We start from the raw sequence: 17576 nt of genomic DNA, 5'->3' as shown, positions 1-17576 counted from the left end.
TTCTCTTTGTTCCCGATCAACGCGCGTACATAGCCAGGCTAACCCGCTCCCGGTATGTGCAAGCGCCCGGGACGGAGCCGTGATAAGTACTCACGAGTAACTATCGGCTTCATTGCTGATGACTCCTCGGTCTATCGGTTTATTCCCTCCTCGTGTTTCGGCCGCATTCCACAGCTGTGTGTAGAAGCCTCCGCGAGCGCGTAAACGATCGTGTGTGCCTACCTCGACGATACGTCCGGAGTCCACGACGACGATCATGTCGGCGCGCGCCGCAGTCGCCAGCCGGTGCGCCACGACGACAGAGGTCCGCTTGCGGAGCACGGCGTCACTCGCCGTGAGAACTATTCGCTCGGTAGCGGGGTCGAGCGTGGCTGTCGCCTCGTCGAGGAGCAATAGGTCGGGGTCGACCAATTCGGCTCTGGCCAGCGCGATCAGCTGTCTTTGGCCGGCGGACAAGCCTTGCCCGCGCTCACCGACCGGCTGGTACATACCGCTACGAAGTCCGGCGATGATGTCCAAAGCCCCGACCGCGCGGGCGGCGGATTCGATGTCGGCACGGCTCGCATCGGGGCGTCCGAAGGCGATGTTGCTTGCTACATCGCCGGTGAACAGGTGCGCTTCCTGCGGTACGACTCCGAGTCGGCGACGGTATTCGGAGAGCCGATATCGACGCAGATCGGTGCCTCCCACACGAACCGAACCTGACGTCGGATCGTAGAAACGGGCCAGCAATTTGATGACCGTCGACTTGCCGGCGCCGGTGTGGCCTACGAGTGCAACGGTGGTTCCCAGGGGGATTGTGAGATTGACCTCAGTGAGTGCATCGGTCTGGGCGCCTGCGTAGCGAAAGCTCACATTGTCGAGATGAACATCGCTGCGCAGCTGACCGCCCTCGATCGGCACGGTGTCGGTGTCCGAGCCGGCCTCGATGGAACTCGGCGTCCGCAACAGATCGCCGATCCGGCTCACACCCACACTGGCCTGTTGGTAACCGTCGAAAATCTGGGACAGCTGCTGGATCGGTCCGAAGAGTAGACCGAGGTAGAGCACGAACGCGACGAATGTGCCTGCCGAAGTCGAACCGGTCGCCACCTGATGGGCCCCGACGAAGACGACGAAGGCCAATGCCACGTCCGAGAGCAGTGTGATGAACGGGAAGAACACCGAGATCGCTCGCTGAGAGCGCATCCGGCTCCGACGGTATCGATCGGCACGTTCGGCGAACTGGGTAGCGGCGAACTCTTCGCGACGATATGCCTGTGCGGACCGGAGTCCGGCGACGTTTTCCTGGAAGTCGGCGTTGACGGTCGAGATTCGTTCGCGGGATTGGGAGTACGCGACGGCGGAGACCTTGCGGAAGATGATCGTCGCGAGTATCAGCGGTGGGACCACCGCGAGTGCGACGAGTCCGAGTGTGAGATCGGTGACCAGCAGTGCGGCGGCGATGCCGATCACGGTGAGCAGTGAGACGACGGCGGTGGATGCACCGGTCTGGATGAACGACGACAGCGCGTCCACGTCGGTCGTCATCCGAGTCATGATGCGGCCGGAGAGTTCGCGTTCGTAGTAGTCCAAGCCGAGTCTCTGGATGTGCGCGTAGCTTTTGACCCGTAAGCCGAACAGGACTCGTTCTCCGGCCCGTGCGGTGATCATGGTGGTCGCGGCGATGACGAACCATCCCACTGCTGTGAGTACGACGCCGAGTGTTGTCGCGGCCCACAGTGCACTCGGATTCCCTTTGCTGACTCCGTCGTCGACGGCAAAACGCACGATCGAGGGAAAAGCAATCGCCGACAGTGAGTCGAGCGCCAGCAACACCACGACGGTCGCAAGGAGGAGTCGGACGGGTTTCAGTAGACGTGAGAGTCGAAAATGTGGGTCCGCGGCTCGTATCTCCGCATCGGAGGCATGCGGATCCTCGGTTGCCGGTGGTAACGCGTCGACTGCAGCTTGCAGTTGCGGCGTCGATGCGACATTGCCGAGTGAGCCCGATGTCGGTCTGCCCCTGCCCGTCGGTGGGGCGGAGGTGAGCGTGCGGTGGGAAGCGGAATCGACCGGCTTGTCGAGTTCGGGCCACAGCATCGCCTCGGTCGGCTCGGCACTTCTTTCGCTGGTGCCCGCGGGGATGTCTTCGTGTCCTTCTCCGTTTGCGAGCAGCAGGCGGAACAGTGGGCAGCGCTCGTCGAGTTCGGCGACTGTCCCGGAATCGATGATGCGGCCGTCATCGAGTACTGCCACGCGGTCTGCCAGGGTCAGCGTCGAGCGTCGGTGCGCGAGTATCAGGGTTGTTCTCTTACGCCCAGCGCGAAGCGCATCGAATATTGCTGCCTCGGTGGTTGCATCGACAGCCGAAGTCGCATCGTCCAGGACGAGGATTCGCGGATCGGTCAGGAGTGCTCTGGCCAGTGCGATCCGTTGCCGCTGCCCACCGGACAGGGTGAGGCCGCGTTCGCCGACGACCGAGTCGTAACCGTCTGGCAAGGCGTCGATGAACGAGGATGCTTCGGCCAGAGTTGCCGCGCGGGCGATGTCCTCGGCGGTGGCGTCGGGTCGGCCGAGGGCGATGTTCGCGGCAATGGTGTCCGAGAACAGAAACGGTTCGTCGAAGACGAGACCGACGGCGCCGCGGAGTTGCTCGGCGCTGATGTCGGCGACGTCGAATGTCCTCCCGTGCGACGTCAGCGCAACCGAGCCGATTCGGGGGCTGTAGAAGCGGGGGAGCAGTAGCGACAGTGCGGTCTTTCCTGAGCCCGCGTGCCCGACTATCGCGACGCTTTCCCCTGGCGCGACGGTGAGATCGAAGGATCGAAGCACGTCGCGTTCTTCCTCGAAGCCGAAGGTCACGGCGGAGAGGTCCACTCCCAGTGGTCCGTCGGGGAGGTGGGTGGGATGCTCGGGCTCGGGGACCGAAGGCTCGGTGTCGATGACCTCGTAGACACGCTCGACGGCTGCTCGGGAGAGTTGCGCCATGATGATGACCGAGGACAGCGTGCGGGTTACCGCCGACAGCGTTGCCACGTACGTCGCGAAGGCGAGGAAGGTACCGATAGTGATGTGGTCGGTCATGGCGAGGTATCCCCCGAGTGCGATGACACCGACGAGTCCCAGTTGGGGGATTGCCGCCATCGACGGAGTGAATCGGGAGTTGATTCTGGCCGAGCGCATGCGTTCGGCGAAGAGTGTGCGGCTCAGGTTCTCGAGCCGGTCGACCGCTCTGGCTTCCTGCCCGAAACCTTTGACGACGCGCACTCCGGTGACGGTTTCCTCGACGTGCTGGGCAAGGTCGCCCGCGCGTTGTTGCGCCGACCATGTTGCTGCATACAGGGTCGGCCGAATGCGATAGACGACGATCGACACTGCTGGAACGATCAACAGTGCTACTGCGGTCAACAGTGGCGACAGATACGCCATCACGACCAGGGCGAGGACGAACTGCAGCAGTGCCCCGGCCGACAACGGCACCATCGCCAGCAACCCCTGAACGAGTTGCAGATCGGTGATGGTCCGCGAGACGACCTGCCCGGTTCTGATGTCGTCCTGGCGTCGACCGTCCAGGCGTTGCAGTGACGCGAGTAGACCGAGCCTCAGATCGTGTTGGACGTCGATCGACAGTCGGCCGGCCAGGAATCGTCGACCGAACTGGCAGCCGAACCGAACGACGCCGAGTCCACCGATCGCGATGGCGATGGCACCGATGGTGCTGCCTTCGCCTGCGCTTGCGTCGTCGATTGCGATGCGTGTGAGCAACGGGAAAGAGATATCGATGACGGCGGCGATCATGGTTACCGCCAACGCACCCGCGGCGGTGCGGCGGTGAATCCAGCATTGAGCTCCGAGACGGCGGATCCAGCCAGGGGATCTTCTCACCGATCGTTGGGCGCTAGGGGTAGTCGACATCACGGTCAAAGGTAGACCGCGCTACCGACATGGTTCTCAGCTGATATCGCGTTCCCTGGTCCGCAGCCAGCCGACACCGGCAATGGCGAGACCCCACACGAGCAGGCCGAACGGCGCCACCGGCCATGGCATGAAGAATTCGCTCTCGACCTCGCCCACACTGACCGTCGCGAGAGTGACCGCCGACGGCGTCACCACCGAGATGTTGCCGAGGCCGATACCCGACACTATCGAGGTCGCAACGAGTTCGCCGATCGGATACCACGCGACGATGATGATCGCGGGCCAGGTCGGGGAGCCCATCAGGAGTCCGAGCCCCGCCCCGATCAAGGACCAGACGACGACGGCGAACAACCCCATGGCGAGCATGCCGATCACCGCGCCGGACAGCACGAAAGGTTCGCTCGAGAACAGCAGCAGGCACACCAGGCTGACGATCTCGACCAGGAGGCCGTATCCGAGTGCGAACAGAGCGGTGACACCCAGCTTGGCGGCGATGACGCGGTCACGACTCGTCGAGGTCAGAAATGATGTGGTGATCGTGTCGTACCGGAATTCGGTGCCACCGTTCACCGCTCCGAACACCGCGACGAACATCATCGTGAACCCGAGGGCGACGTAGAGCCCCACGATTCCGAAGCCGCCCGACAGTTCGAACTCGTAGTCGGAGGTGGAGTTGGCTATCGACGCGGCGATCGCGCTGGCGCAGATCCCGACGAAGACCGGTGGTATGGCCAGCGCCCACCAGAATTTGAGGGTGGTCACCTTGCGTATCTCTGAGGTGATCAACGTAGTCATCGTCGACCTCCGTCCCAGGGAGACTGGCCGTAACCGAGGGGAGGAGCGTAAGCAGGGGGCTGGGGATAACCCGGTGGTGGTCCGTACCCAGGCGTTCCGATAGTGCCCGCGGGTGTCGCGGTGTACTGCCCGGCAGTCATCGAAAGAAATACTTGCTCGAGGTCTGCGTGCTCGTAGGAAGCACCGAAGACGGTCAACCCGGACTCCGACGCTATGCGCGTGACGGTGTCCGTGTCGCTCCCGGCGACGCCGAGTCGGCCGTCGGGAAGCAGTTGTGCGTTCGTGATTCCGTTGGATGCAAGTGCCAGGGCGAGTGCGGCCGGATCCGATACGGCAACGAGTGTTCGGCTCGGCCGCGAGGCACGAAGCTGATCGATCCCACCCTGATACATCAGTGAACCGCCACTGATGATCACCAGATTGTCGACCGTCGCCTCGACTTCGCGGAGTAGGTGGCTGGAGATGAGTACGGTCCTTCCGCCTGCCGCGTAGGACTTCAGAAAGTCGCGGAGCCAGGCGATTCCCTCGGGGTCGAGTCCGTTGGCAGGCTCGTCGAGTACCAGAATCTCGGGATCGCCCAGGAGTGCCGTCGCCAAGGCGAGTCGCTGACGCATTCCGAGGGAGAATCCGCCGACCTGACGGTTTGTCGCGTCCCCGAGGCCGACGAGTCGGAGAACGTCGTCGGCGCGGCTGTCGGGCACACCGATCGACGCGGTGAAGATGCGGAGGTGGCCGGCCGCGGTGCGCTTGGGGTGCAGACTGCGTGAATCGAGTACGGCACCGACGGCGCGAGCCGGGTGGCGCAGAGCCGAGAAGGGTGCACCGGCCACGAGACCGACTCCGGCGCTCGGTTTCGCCAGGCCGAGCAGCATCCGCAGAGTTGTGGTCTTACCGGATCCGTTGGGGCCGAGAAATCCTGTGATGGATCCGCGTGGGACCACGAAGCTGAGGTTGGACACTGCGCGAATCGAGCCGAAGACCTTGGTGAGGCCTTGCGCTTGCAGTGCGTGGACCGCGAAGCCGTTCGTCCCTGCGTAGCCGCCTGTCATGGATTCGATTCCCCCGGATCGTCGAACGTGAGCTACCCGGGATCGAGTGAACTTCCCGACCCCGGGTTCAGGTTACGACGTTCGCGAGTGCTCAGAGAAACGCGGCAGCAATCTCGCGATACACCTCGGACGGATCCGCCTGGTCCGGCAACGCATGCACGATGACGTGGGAGGCGCCGGCGTCGATGTGCTGGCCGAGTCGCTGGGCGATCGCGGCCGCATTTCCATGGGCGACAAGGGCATCGATCAACCGGTCGCTGCCGCCGTCGCCGATCTCCTCTTTGGAGTATCCGAGGCGCTCTAGGTTGTTGGTGTAGTTCCGCAGGTGCAGGTACGGATTGTTCACCGGTGGCCGCCCGATGTCTCGGGCCCTTTTCGGATCGGTGTCGAGGACCACTTTGTGCTCGGGGGCGAGGACTTTGTCCGGTCCCAGAATCGCCCGAGCCTCGGCTGTATGTTCGGGAGTCGTCAGATAAGGGTGGGCTCCCGCGGTGCGGTCTGCGGACAGCTTCAACACTTTCGGTCCCAACGCCGCGAGTACCCGACGCCCGATGGGGACCCCGCCCTCGTCGAGGGCATCGAGGTAGTCGACCAGTGCCTCGTACGGCTTCTTGTATTCCTGCGTTGCCTCCGGGTGCCCCGCACCGACACCGAGCAGGAATCGCCCCGGGTGTTTCTTCTCGATGCGGTGGAACGATTCTGCGACCTCCGGTGCGTCCGCGGACCAGATGTTGACGATCCCGGTCGCCACGACGATCGACTCGGTTGCATCGAGAACCTCCTCGGCCGAGGCCAGATTCGCAGGCGGGGAGCCGCCGAGCCAGATGGCGCCGTAACCGGCTCCTTCGATCGTGTGGGCCAACTCGGGTGGGATCCCCGAATAGTGACGCCAGATTCCGATCGTGCCGAGTTCAGGTGTGACGGTGATGGTCATGTCCATGACCAACACCGCTGCGCACGGCTCTAATTCCTGCGGACTACTCGTCCGGCTCGATGATCCGGGTCTCCGGCCACGCGCGCGGTGCCGGTCCGAATGCTTCGCGTGAATTCTTGATGACGCCTTTGCCGATCATGCGGTTGCCTGTTCCACCGATCACCGCGCCGATTCCGGCAGGCAGAAGTTTGCCGAACAGCAGAGCGCTACGTTTGGCGAAGTACTTCGAGACGAACTTCTTGGCGAGGGACTTGTTCATGTTGGTCATCGCTCCACCCGGAATTCGAGTGGTGACGAGCGATCCCCAGTTACGTGCGCTGGTCCCGACGGTCTTCTGCACGATCTGCATTCCCGATTCGCCGAGCGCGACCGACAGGACGAGCGCACGTCGCTGCTGGTGGTCGTGGACCGCGATACCGTGCACCGAGGCCACCGACAGCGTCAACAGTGCGGAAGATTCGATGAAGAATGCCGTCTCTGCACCGACTGCAGCAAGGGAAGCTACGGTCCCGATCGCCGGTACCGCTGCGGCGCCACCCACCGCGCTTCCGCTTCCGGTCACTGCGAGCAGAAAGCGATTCTCCAGGCGCTCGATCAGCTGCGCGGGAGTGTCGTTCGGATGGGCTCGACGCATGTACCCGACGTACTTCTCGACGGCCGGTCCCTGGATCCTGCTGCCGTGGTCGAGGATTTTCACGAGCGCCTGTTCGAGGCGACCGCCCTCCTTGATCATCTCGACCTCATCCTTGTTCTTGTCCTTGCTCGCCATCCGCACTCCGATCGATGTGAATTCTTTGTTTTTCGGTCGTTGAGCGCTGGTACCCGTTCACATTCGGTTCTACCCTGCAATGGTGGCCGGTGTATCCGAGGGCGCGCGCGGAACCCCGAGCGCTCGGCTGCGTCCGTATGTCGCGTCGTACAGCGGATATCGACTGTCGGGTTACGAGCCCGGTGAGCATATCGGGATGCCGAGTCCGTATCTGACTGTGATCATCGCCATCGGCCCCGAGCTCGAGATCGCGGATTCGCCGCGACAGGGGTCCTGCGCTTTCGAGACACTTGCCAGTGGTATCTCTGCCGAACCTGTCATCATCGCGCACGACGGCAACCAACACGGGATTCAGCTGTCGTTCACCCCCGCCGGTGCCCGTGCGCTGTTCGGGATCCCCACTGCCGCGCTCGGGGACTGGATGGTCGAGCTCGGCGACGTCATGTCCGGCGCTGGCGAACTCCTCGATCGAGTCGCCGCGACCGAAGACTGGGACAGACGGTTCGACGTTGTCGACGAGATCCTGGCTCGCAATCTGGGAGAACGGCCCATCGATCCGACGCTCGCAGAAGCATGGCGGCAGTTGGTCGGGTCGGGTGGCTCGGCACGGGTGGGTGAGGTAGCCCAGAACGTTGGATGGAGCCGGCGACATCTGATCAACAAGTTCACCGCCGAGTTCGGGGTCGCGCCGAAGGACTCGGCCCGCATTTCGCGGTTCCACCGCTCACACCAAGCTCTGCGCAGGCCGTCGGTACCTCTGTTGTCCGAGGTCGCTGCAGGCTGCGGCTACTACGACCAGGCGCACATGGCCCGGGAATGGCGTGAGTTCGCGGGCATGTCTCCGTCGCAGTGGCGTCGAGTGGAGGAGTTCGCATTTGTCCAAGACCACGACGGCAGTCGGAGCGCACGATGATGTCCATGACCGAAACAACGATGACTTCCAAGATGACCACCAACACTCGAACAACGATCTGGCCCACCCTCAGCTACAACGACGCGCCTGCCGCCATCGGATACCTCGTCGACGTTCTCGGCTTCGTGGAGAAGGCCGTCTACGGCGAAGGCGACCGTGTCGACCATGCAGAACTGCTGTGGCCGACAGGAGGAGGCGTGATGCTCGGGAGCGTCCGCGAGGGCAGCGCTCTCGGCGGCCTCCCCCCGGGAGTCGGGTCCGTCTACATCGTCACCGACGAACCCGACGCGATTCACGACCGCGTCGTGTCCGCCGGTGGCAACGTCACTCAGGGGTTACAAGACGAGGACTACGGCAGAGGGTTCACTTGCCGCGACCCCGAGGGCGTTCACTGGAGTTTTGGGACCTATGCCGGAACCCAATGATCGGCGGGCACCACTTCGTCGGCCTTGGGCGGTGAGGGGGCGGTGCCCTCGCCGAACGGTCGACCGCCGAGTGATTCGCGTCCGTGCGGCTCGAGCCAACCGTGCAGATTCGGCCCCTTGGGCACGATGCCCGTCGGGTTGATGTCGGTATGCACTATGTAGTAGTGCCGCTTGATGTGGTCGAAGTCGACTGTGTCGCCGAAGCCCGGTGTCTGGAACAGATCGCGCGCGTAATTCCACAGCACTGGGATTTCGCTGAGTTTGCTGCGGTTGCATTTGAAGTGGCCGTGGTAGACCGGATCGAACCGCACGAGCGTGGTGAACAGCCGGACGTCGGCTTCGGTGATGGTGTCGCCGACGAGATAGCGCTGGCCGCTCAGACGTCCGGCGAGCCAGTCGAGGGCGGTGAACAGTCGGTCGTATGCCTTGTCGTAGGCCTCTTGCGATCCGGCGAAACCGCAGCGGTACACACCGTTGTTGACCTCGGTGAACACGCGCTGGGCTACCTCGTCGATTTCGGCGCGCAGTGCCTCGGGATACAGATCCGGTGCTCCCGGGCGGTGGTACTGCTTCCATTCGGTGGACAAGTCGAGGGTGATCTGCGGGTAGTCGTTGGTGACGACTTCGCCGGTGGAGATCTCGACTATCGCGGGAACGGTGATGCCGCGCGGATAGTCGGAGAAGCGCGCGAAGTACGCCTCCTGCAGGCGCTCGATCTTCAGCACTGGATCGACGCCCCCGGGCTCCTCGTCGAAGTTCCAACTCCGCTGGTCGTGCGTCGGGCCGGGAATCGACAGCGACAGCACATCCTCGAGTCCGAGCAGACGACGAACGATGATCGATCGGTGCGCCCACGGGCAGGCCCTGGCGGCGACGAGTCGGTAGCGACCGGGCTCGACGGGGTAGCCGTCACGCCCGTCGGCGGTTATCCGCGTTTCGATGTAGTTGGTGTCCCTATTGAATTCCTTGCCGGGTTCGACGTAGCTCATGGATTCAACGTTACGTAGTTCCCAGCTCGACGGAGATGAACACGCCCCATTCCTCGTACCCGAGACGTGAACCGAGCCTTCGGGCGGTCCCGTTCTCCGTGCTTGTCTGCCACTGGGGGATCAGGCCCTCGTCTATCGCGTCGTTCGTTGCGAGCCGTGCGACGACCTGAGCGTTGCCGCGTCGGCGCGCGAGCGGTGCGGTCAGAACGCCGACGTCGGCGAGAATGCCTTCCCATTCGAGGTACGCCGCGCAGGACAGGGGCGCGGCGGACTCTGCCGGGCGATCGTCGGAGAGGAGGGTGAACCACGACCGCTTGCGCGTCAGATCTGCACTGAGTAGGTCATCCGGCGCGCACAGGGCGTCCAGTGCGAGAACGTGCCCTAGGTCGTGGGAAATGAGTGGGTCGTGAAGATCGATGGTCGTGCCGATGTCGGCGGCATAGGACAAGACGATGGGTCCGCGGCTGCGTCCGGACACCGACGACTCCAGCAGTGAGAGAGTTCCGCGGTCGGCCAGTTCGTCGTCGGATCGGTGCTCTGCAGCCTCCAAGACCTGCTCCGGCCCCACCAGCGCGCTCGCGTCCCCCAGGCGCAGGAACGTGACCTCCGTCGCATCGGGGTCTACCTGCAGATATCGGATGCCGGGCTTCATAGCCGCGTCGGGCAGTCCGAGGCGTCGGGACCAGGCGAGTCGGACAATGTCGTGATGATGGGAATCCACCGGGCCAAGGGTATCCGGGCTCGCCGAAAAATAAGTTTTCAGACTTTTTTCACCCCGGCGTATCGCAAATGACAAATGAATGGCATGATCGGGAGTGAGATTGGAGCTTCGACGTGAAGGTCCAGCTCGCTACAGAAGGTTTACGGTATGACGCAGGGCAGTGTTAAGTGGTTCAACGGCGAAAAGGGCTTCGGCTTCATCGAGCAGGATGGTGGCGGACCTGACGTGTTCGTTCATTACTCCGAGATCCAGGGAACTGGCTTCAAGTCTCTCGACGAGGGTCAGCGCGTGGAGTTCGAGGTTGGACAGGGCCAGAAGGGCCCCCAGGCCACCGGCGTTCGCGCTATCTGATCCCCCTAAAGGATCGCCACCCGGAAATGCTGACGGCTTAAGCTGTCCGACTCCGAGTTTTCAAAGGCCGGATATCCGAAGAGAAATCTTCGAGTATCCGGCCTTTGTGCTGTGCGGCTTTACTTCAGGTGAGTGGGAGTGCGGCCCATCAGGTCGTACTCCCACTCGCGTGCGCGCTACAACCCGAGATCGCGCCCGATCAGTTCCTTCATGATCTCGTTCGATCCGGCCCAGATCTTGGTGACGCGTGCGTCCTTCCATGCGCGAGCCGCTCGGTATTCGTTCATGAACCCGTAGCCGCCGTGCAACTGCACGCAGTGATCGAGGATCTCGTTCTGCACCTGCGAACTCCACCACTTTGCTTTCGCGGCATCGATGGCAGTGAGTTCACCGGCACCGTGAGCGACGATGCAGTTGTCGATATATGCCTGCGCCACATCGAGTTTCGTGGTCAGCTCGGCGAGCAGAAACTTGTTCCACTGAAGCGAACCGATTTGCTGGCCGAAGGCCTTACGGTCCTTGGCGTACTGCAGTGTCTCTTCGAGGATCGGTCGTGTGTGCCCAAGATTGGCAACCGAGCAGCTGATGCGCTCCTGAGGGAGCAGTTGCATCATGTGGATGAACCCTCCGTCGAATTCGCCGATCATGTTGCTCGCGGGCACGCGAACATCTTCGAAGAAGAGTTCGGCGGTGTCGGACTCGGGCTGGCCCACCTTGTCGAGCTTGCGTCCACGGGAGAACCCCACCGCGTCCTTCTCGACGGCGAACAAGGTGATGCCCCTCGCCTTCTTCTCAGGCGTGGTGCGCGCGGCGACGATGACGAGGTCGGCGCTGTTCCCGTTGGTGATGAACGTCTTGGATCCGTTGATGATGAAGTCGTCACCATCCCTGACTGCGGTGGTCTTCAACGCGGCGAGGTCGGAGCCCCCGGAAGGCTCGGTCATCGCGATCGCGGTGAGCAACTCGCCGGTGCAGAACTTCGGCAGCCAACGCTGTTTCTGCTCCTCGGTCGTCAGTTTTACCAAGTACGGCGCGACGATGTCGACGTGAATGCCGAAGCACGACGCTACTGCCGCGCTCGAGCGGGAGAGTTCCTCACCGAGGACGGCGTTGAAGCGGTAGTCCTCGGCGCCGCTACCACCGTATTCTTCTGGAACCTCGAGCCCCAGGAACCCGTTTCGGCCGGCTTCGAGCCAGATGTCGCGGTCGATGAAGCGCTGTTCGATCAGCTTCTCTTCGCGCGGGGTGATGGTGCGGGTGACGAACTCGCGGACGGATTCGCGGAACGCGTCGTGGTCCGCGTCGAACAAACTGCGCTTCATGTATTCCTCCAAGTAAGGGCTCTCTTGGAAAATGTACCCGTTGGTAACTTCTGCTTCTGTGGCGATGTGGCACGCTAAACCACATGGCTGACCACCCCACTTCGCTAGTTCGATACTTCACCGATGCCGGCGCCGAGGTTGCCGTCCTAACTTTCGATCACGGACCGCTCAATTTGTTCGATCAGGCGATGTTCGACGCCGTCGCCGCGGATGTAGCTGATCTGACTGCACGCCCGCCGCGCGCGGTGCTGCTGCGCGCGGAGGGCAAGGTCAATTCCGCAGGGGTGGATGTGCAGGTCTTCGAGGGACTCACTGCGCAGCAGGGGGCCGATATGTGGCGTCAGCTTTTTGCTGACATCGCCCACCCGCTCGAGGCGCTGCCGTGCCCGGTCGTCTACGCCGCTCATGGGCTGACTCTGACCGCGGCATTCGAGATTTCCCTCGCCTGCGACATCATTGTCGCTGGGCCCAAGGCAAGATTCGGCCTCGTCGAAACCGTCGTCGGGCTGACTCCGTCGATGGGCGGCCCGCAGCGCTTGGCCGAACGGGCAGGTTCGGGTCGCGCTCGCGAGCTCGTCATGACCGGTGATCTGTACGACGCCGAAACGATGCGTGAGTGGGGCGTCGTCAACGCCATCCACCCCGATGTCGACGCGGCAGGAAGTTCCCTGGTCGAGCGGTTGGCCGCCGGTCCGACGGTGGCTCACGCTGCCACGAAAAAGATTGTGGCAGCGTGGCGCTCGGGAGGTGTCGCGCATGCTGACGAGATCACGTCGGAGGTGTCGGGTGCGTTGTTCGAGACGGATGATCTACGCGGTGCGGTGAAGAGTTTTCTGGAAAACGGCCCCGGTAAGGCGGTTTATTCGGGCAAGTAGTGTGGGGTGGATGAGTTTGCCTCTCGCTGAATTGCACATGCACATCGAGGGTTCGTTGGAGCCCGATCAGATTTTCCAGTTCGCGGAGCGTAACGGTATTCGGTTGCCGTATGCGGATATCGACGAGTTGCGTGGGTTGTACGAGTTCACGGATCTGCAGTCGTTTCTCGATCTTTATTATGCGAATACTTCGGTGCTGCGTACTGCTGAGGATTTCGCCGATCTGGGGCGGGCGTATTTCGCGCGTGCCAAGGTTGCCGGTATCACGCATGCGGAGGTTTTTTTCGATCCTCAGGCCCACACCAGCAGGGGTGTTGCGTTGGAGGCGGTGGTGGAGGGGTTGGCCGATGCTGCGGCGTCGAGCGAGCGGGAGTTCGGTGTCACGAGCGGTTTGATCGCTTCGATTCTGCGGGACAAGCCGGTCCTGCATGCCAACAAGTTGCTCGAGGATTTGTTGGCGATGAAGGCGCCGATCATCGGCCTCGGTCTCGATTCGGCGGAGGTGGGTTTCCCGCCTTCGTTGTTCGTGGATGTGTTCGCGCGTGCGCGGGCGGAAGGCTTGCATGTCGTTGCTCATGCGGGGGAGGAAGGCCCGGCCGAATACATCTGGCAGGCGCTGGACTTACTGGGCGCCGAACGTATCGATCATGGGGTTCGCTGTCTGGAAGACGAGGCGTTGGTGAATCGTCTTGTCGAAGAGGAAATTCCATTGACCGTCTGTCCGTTTTCGAATGTTCGGCTCAAGGTCGTCGATACGCTTGCCGATCATCCGATTCGTCAGATGATCGAGCGGGGGCTCGTGGTGACGGTGAATTCGGATGATCCGGCTTACTTCGGCGGCTACGTCGACGACAACTTCGCTGCCCTGACCGATCAGCTCGGTCTGACCGAACGTGAGCGAGAGATTTTGTACGACAACTCGATTCGCGCGTCGTTCAGCTGACGGATACCGAAATTTGCGGGTATCCGGTTGCGCCGTCGGGTACGGTGTCGGCGGTCATGGATGTCTGGATGTCGCCGTTCGCGTCGCTGGCTCGTGCACGAATGGTGTGATTGCCCGGTGGCGCGTCCCATTCGAGGACCCATTGCCGCCAGGTATCTTTCGAGTATTCCTCGGACAGCGTCGCGGGCATCCAGTTGCCTTCGTCGATCTGGACGTCGACCCCCGAAATTCCGAGGTGCTGGTGCCAGGCGACGCCGGCGATCATGGTCTTTCCTGCCTGGACGGTTCTGCCGGAGCGGGGCGTGTCGATGCGTGAGGCGGTCTTGATCGGTCCGAGTTCGCCCCATCCCCGGTCGGTCCAGTATGCGGTGACCTTGTCGAATCGGGTCACTTCGAGGTCGGTGACCCATTTGGTGGCGGAGACGTAGCCGTAGAGTCCGGGCACCACCAGTCTGGCTGGATAGCCATGGCGGACGGGCAGTGGTTGGCCGTTCATACCGACTGCGAGCAGTGCATCGCGGCCGTCGAGCAGCACCTCCAGTGGGGTTCCTGCGGTGAACGCGTCGTAACTCGAGGAGAGCACCATGTCGGCGCCGTCTTGGATACCGGCTTCTTCTAGAAGATCTTTCAGCGGGTAACCGATCCAGGTGGCATTGCCGACTAGGTCGCCGCCGACGATGTTGGAGACGCAGGTCAGGGTCACGGTCTTTTCGACGGCTTCGCGTTGCATCAGATCCTCGAAGGTGATCTCGAGTTCCCGCTCCACCATGCCGTGGATGCGGAGTTTCCAGGTGTTCGATGGCACTTGCGGTAGCACCAGTGCGGTGTCTATTCGGTAGAAGTCCTCGTTCGGGGTGATGTATGACGGAAGGCCGTCGATGTTCATCGTGGTGTTCAGATCGGCGCCGGGTGAGATCGGAACTTGTGGTTTCGGTGTCGGAAGCAGAAATGCGAGGCGGTTGGCCGTGACGTTGCGGGCTTGTCCGATCATCCGGCCGGCGGTTCCGGCAACTACCGCGAGCGCCCCCGCAGCAACGGCAAGGCCGAGGAAACTCCGTCTGCTTATACCTTGTGTCGGCTCGGGTGATTCGGCGGCGCGGATCAGCGCGTTCAACACCACGATCCCGACGGCGACTCCCGTGACGGTCGGGATGGCGTCGAGCAGGTTGTTTCCGGTGCGAGTCAGCGCTGCAATCACCCCGGCGGCGCCGAGTCCGACGAACAGCACGGCGCCGCGTGGAGCGCGCATTATGCCCGCGAGGGCTGCGAGCGCGGCGATGATCAGTGACATCCCGACGAAGAGGGCCGTTTTGTCGGAGGTGCCGAAGGTGTCGATCGCCCATTCGCGGACTGCTTCGGGGGTGTTGTCGACCACCGCCGAGCCCACGGCATAGAACGGAGAGGAGTTCGGGCCGAAGGGAACCGAGACGAGTTCGCCGACGCCGAGAATCACTCCTGCCGCAAGGAGACCGGATAGTGCACGCTTCAACATCACTCCACGATAAGCGGTGCTCTCGCCGGACCCGGGTCTTCGGCTCGCGTCTACTTGCGTAACCGCTGCTGAAGGTACTCGTTGTCGAACAACCTGTCCGGATCGAACTTGTCACGGATGTCGCAGAAGTCGTCGAAGTGCTCGTACGTTCCGGCGAACTCCTCGGCCCGAAGCGAGTTCAGCTTTCCCCAGTGCGGCCTGCCACCGACACTGCGCGCAATCGCTTCGACCGCGTCGAAATACTCGCGATGGTCCACGCGGTGATATTGATGGACGGCGATGTAAGCGGTATCTCGGCCGTAGGCGGTCGAGAGCCAGATGTCGTCCCCCGCAGCGAACCGCACTTCTACGGGAAACGCGACCGTGACGGCAGAAGACTCCAGCCATCGATCGATTTCGCGCAACACATACGTGGTCGATTCTGCCGGTACCGCGTACTCCATTTCGCGGAACCTGACGGTGCGGGAGGACGCGAATACTCGATAGCTACGGTCGGTGAACTCGCGAGCAGACAATGCCCGTGCAGAGAACATGTTGATGCGCGGAGTTGCACGGGGAAACCTCGTCACTGCTCGATTGACGACCTCGAAGACCGTGTTGGACAACAACTCGTCGTCGATGTAGGCCCGAACCGACCCGAGCGGGGACAGTGGCGTGTCCGCCGGTAGCCGCGTGTTTCGCTTGGTCAGCACCCGATCGGTGTGCGGAAACCAGTAGAACTCGAAGTGGTCGACGCCGGAGACGGACTCGTCCAGGTGCGCAAGCGTTCCGTCGAGCGTCGCCGGTGCCTCGACGGCGTGCAGCGCAAAGGCAGGCTCGCAGGCCAAAGTCACCTTGGTGATGATGCCGAGCGCACCGATCCCGACACGGGCAGCGTCGAAGAGGTCGGTATCGAACATCGCCGAACAGTTGATCAGCTGTCCGTCGGCGGTGAGTATCTCGAGGGCCCGAACCTGTGTGGCGAGGCCACCGAACCGTGCACCGGTCCCGTGGGTACCCGTCGAGATTGCCCCCGCCACGGATTGAGAGTCGATGTCGCCGAGATTGGTCATCGCCAGCCCGAGGTCCCACAGACGAGCCGTCAGCTCCCGCAATCGAGTCCCGGCGAGCACGGTCACCAAAGTGGAGCCGTCGGCCCCGGGGACAACCGATTCGATTCCGTAAAGCATGTCGAGGCTGACTTGCACTCCGTCGGTCACGGCAATCGAGGTGAACGAATGGCCGGCGCCGACGCATTTGACGCGAAGGCCACTCTCGGCTGCCCGTAGGACCACCGACCTCAGCTCGTCGATCGTTCGAGGCGCGAGGTACTCCGCCGGACGTGCGATCTGATTTCCGGCCCAATTTTTCCACGTATGCCCCGTCATGGCATAACTATGGATCGCACGCCCGACACGGTCAATTTTTCCGGCGTATTGCTCTGCCTGGGCCTACTATCGTGGGCATGCAGACCCAGTTGTCGGCAGATGCGCGCCGCGCGCAGTTGGTGGCTTATGCGGTGCAGCGAGCCGAGCACGTCGGCCTCGAGGCGTTGACCGTTCGCGGCGTCGCCGAAGAAGCGGGCGTCACCCAGGCTGCTGTCTACTACTGGTTCGAATCGAAGGAAGCTCTCGTTATTGCCATGGGTGAGCGGCTGATCGCCGAGGTGATCGGCGCGTTGCACGGCGCATTCGAACGAGCGGTGGATGCACGCGAACTTACCGGCGTCCGCGGACTTCGAGAACTTCTGCACAGCGGCCTGAGCGGTATCTGGCCGGTCATCGAGCAGTCCGCAGACCGCCAACTGCTGTCCTACGAGATCAAGACGTACCTCTTGCGCCACCGCGCACTCGGTTCGGAACAGGCAGCCCAGATCGCCACCGGTCAGTACGCCATCCGCGACACCGAAGCCCTGGAGTTCTTCGAGCGCTGCGCCGCTCATGCCGGTATCCGATGGCTGGAGCCACCTGACGCGGTGGCACGGTTCGGCATGGCCGTCATCGACGGTATGGTCCTGCGTTGGCTGGTGGATCGAGACGAGATGGCAGTGATCGCGCAGCTCGACGAACTGTCTGCTCTGATAGCGGCCAAGGCCGTCGATCTGTGACGGTCGCTGGCA

At 62.7% G+C, this 17576-nt stretch carries 16 protein-coding genes; 6 read left to right on the top strand and 10 right to left on the bottom strand.

Annotated features, from left to right (window positions below; genetic code table 11):
• Positions 1-90 precede the first annotated feature (90 nt).
• The 5 genes from BJD99_RS06425 to BJD99_RS06405 form a co-directional block, all read right to left on the bottom strand.
• Entirely contained in the window at positions 91-3897 is a 3807-nt protein-coding gene (locus tag BJD99_RS06425) for an ABC transporter ATP-binding protein (RefSeq protein ID WP_084345993.1), read from the bottom strand.
• Between the two features lie 36 nt (positions 3898-3933).
• Positions 3934-4695 (bottom strand): ABC transporter permease, encoded by a 762-nt coding sequence (locus tag BJD99_RS06420; protein ID WP_084345992.1) that lies wholly within the window; start codon positions 4693-4695, stop codon positions 3934-3936.
• Complete coding sequence (locus tag BJD99_RS06415) at positions 4692-5744, bottom strand: ABC transporter ATP-binding protein (protein ID WP_084345991.1); 1053 nt, start codon at positions 5742-5744, stop codon at positions 4692-4694. The genes BJD99_RS06420 and BJD99_RS06415 overlap by 4 nt, the downstream gene beginning before the upstream one ends.
• Before the next feature lie 91 nt (positions 5745-5835).
• On the bottom strand, positions 5836-6684 hold the full coding sequence (locus BJD99_RS06410) for an LLM class F420-dependent oxidoreductase (protein ID WP_084346344.1): 849 nt from the start codon (positions 6682-6684) through the stop codon (positions 5836-5838).
• Positions 6685-6721: 37 nt separating this feature from the next.
• Positions 6722-7411 carry a hypothetical protein gene (locus tag BJD99_RS06405; protein WP_179142246.1) on the bottom strand — a complete coding sequence of 230 codons (690 nt, stop codon included), beginning with the start codon at positions 7409-7411 and terminating at the stop codon, positions 6722-6724.
• 115 nt (positions 7412-7526) lie between these two features.
• On the opposite strand from BJD99_RS06405, the gene BJD99_RS06400 reads away from it, so the two are divergent.
• Both BJD99_RS06400 and BJD99_RS06395 read left to right on the top strand, forming a co-directional pair.
• Positions 7527-8360, top strand: a complete 834-nt coding sequence (locus tag BJD99_RS06400) for a helix-turn-helix domain-containing protein (RefSeq protein WP_373270520.1) — start codon at positions 7527-7529, stop codon at positions 8358-8360.
• A 32-nt stretch (positions 8361-8392) separates the two neighbouring features.
• Positions 8393-8785 (top strand): VOC family protein, encoded by a 393-nt coding sequence (locus tag BJD99_RS06395; RefSeq protein WP_179142245.1) that lies wholly within the window; start codon positions 8393-8395, stop codon positions 8783-8785.
• Here BJD99_RS06395 and BJD99_RS06390 read toward each other — a convergent pair.
• Complete coding sequence (locus BJD99_RS06390) at positions 8767-9774, bottom strand: glutathione S-transferase family protein (protein WP_084345989.1); 1008 nt, start codon at positions 9772-9774, stop codon at positions 8767-8769. The two genes, BJD99_RS06395 and BJD99_RS06390, sit on opposite strands and share 19 nt — an antisense overlap.
• A 10-nt stretch (positions 9775-9784) precedes the next feature.
• Complete coding sequence (locus BJD99_RS06385) at positions 9785-10495, bottom strand: GNAT family N-acetyltransferase (RefSeq protein WP_084345988.1); 711 nt, start codon at positions 10493-10495, stop codon at positions 9785-9787.
• Positions 10496-10642: 147 nt separating this feature from the next.
• Here BJD99_RS06385 and BJD99_RS06380 point away from each other — a divergent pair, with 147 nt between their 5' ends.
• Complete coding sequence (locus BJD99_RS06380) at positions 10643-10846, top strand: cold-shock protein (RefSeq protein WP_068369974.1); 204 nt, start codon at positions 10643-10645, stop codon at positions 10844-10846.
• A 176-nt stretch (positions 10847-11022) separates the two neighbouring features.
• On the opposite strand, the gene BJD99_RS06375 is transcribed toward BJD99_RS06380, so the two are convergent.
• Positions 11023-12168: an acyl-CoA dehydrogenase family protein gene (locus tag BJD99_RS06375; protein WP_084345987.1), complete on the bottom strand. Its 1146-nt coding sequence runs from the start codon at positions 12166-12168 to the stop codon at positions 11023-11025.
• A gap of 83 nt (positions 12169-12251) precedes the next feature.
• Here BJD99_RS06375 and BJD99_RS06370 point away from each other — a divergent pair, with 83 nt between their 5' ends.
• Together BJD99_RS06370 and BJD99_RS06365 are read left to right on the top strand one after the other, a co-directional pair.
• On the top strand, positions 12252-13043 hold the full coding sequence (locus tag BJD99_RS06370) for an enoyl-CoA hydratase/isomerase family protein (RefSeq protein WP_084345986.1): 792 nt from the start codon (positions 12252-12254) through the stop codon (positions 13041-13043).
• A 10-nt stretch (positions 13044-13053) separates the two neighbouring features.
• Positions 13054-13986 (top strand): adenosine deaminase, encoded by a 933-nt coding sequence (locus BJD99_RS06365; RefSeq protein WP_084345985.1) that lies wholly within the window; start codon positions 13054-13056, stop codon positions 13984-13986.
• Here BJD99_RS06365 and BJD99_RS06360 read toward each other — a convergent pair.
• A complete protein-coding gene (locus tag BJD99_RS06360) occupies positions 13979-15478 on the bottom strand; it encodes a molybdopterin-dependent oxidoreductase (RefSeq protein ID WP_084346341.1) in 1500 nt (499 codons plus the stop codon). The two genes, BJD99_RS06365 and BJD99_RS06360, sit on opposite strands and share 8 nt — an antisense overlap.
• A gap of 50 nt (positions 15479-15528) precedes the next feature.
• On the bottom strand, positions 15529-16845 hold the full coding sequence (locus BJD99_RS06355; RefSeq protein WP_084345984.1) for a D-arabinono-1,4-lactone oxidase: 1317 nt from the start codon (positions 16843-16845) through the stop codon (positions 15529-15531).
• Between the two features lie 77 nt (positions 16846-16922).
• Here BJD99_RS06355 and BJD99_RS06350 point away from each other — a divergent pair, with 77 nt between their 5' ends.
• Positions 16923-17564 carry a TetR/AcrR family transcriptional regulator gene (locus tag BJD99_RS06350; protein ID WP_084345983.1) on the top strand — a complete coding sequence of 214 codons (642 nt, stop codon included), beginning with the start codon at positions 16923-16925 and terminating at the stop codon, positions 17562-17564.
• The last annotated feature ends 12 nt before the right edge of the window (positions 17565-17576 follow it).

Source organism: Rhodococcus sp. 1163, from assembly GCF_002091985.1.
In the GTDB taxonomy this organism is placed as follows: domain Bacteria; phylum Actinomycetota; class Actinomycetes; order Mycobacteriales; family Mycobacteriaceae; genus Rhodococcoides.
The sequence above is the reverse complement of the archived record's forward strand: the minus strand, read 5'-3'. Positions and strand labels throughout refer to the sequence as shown.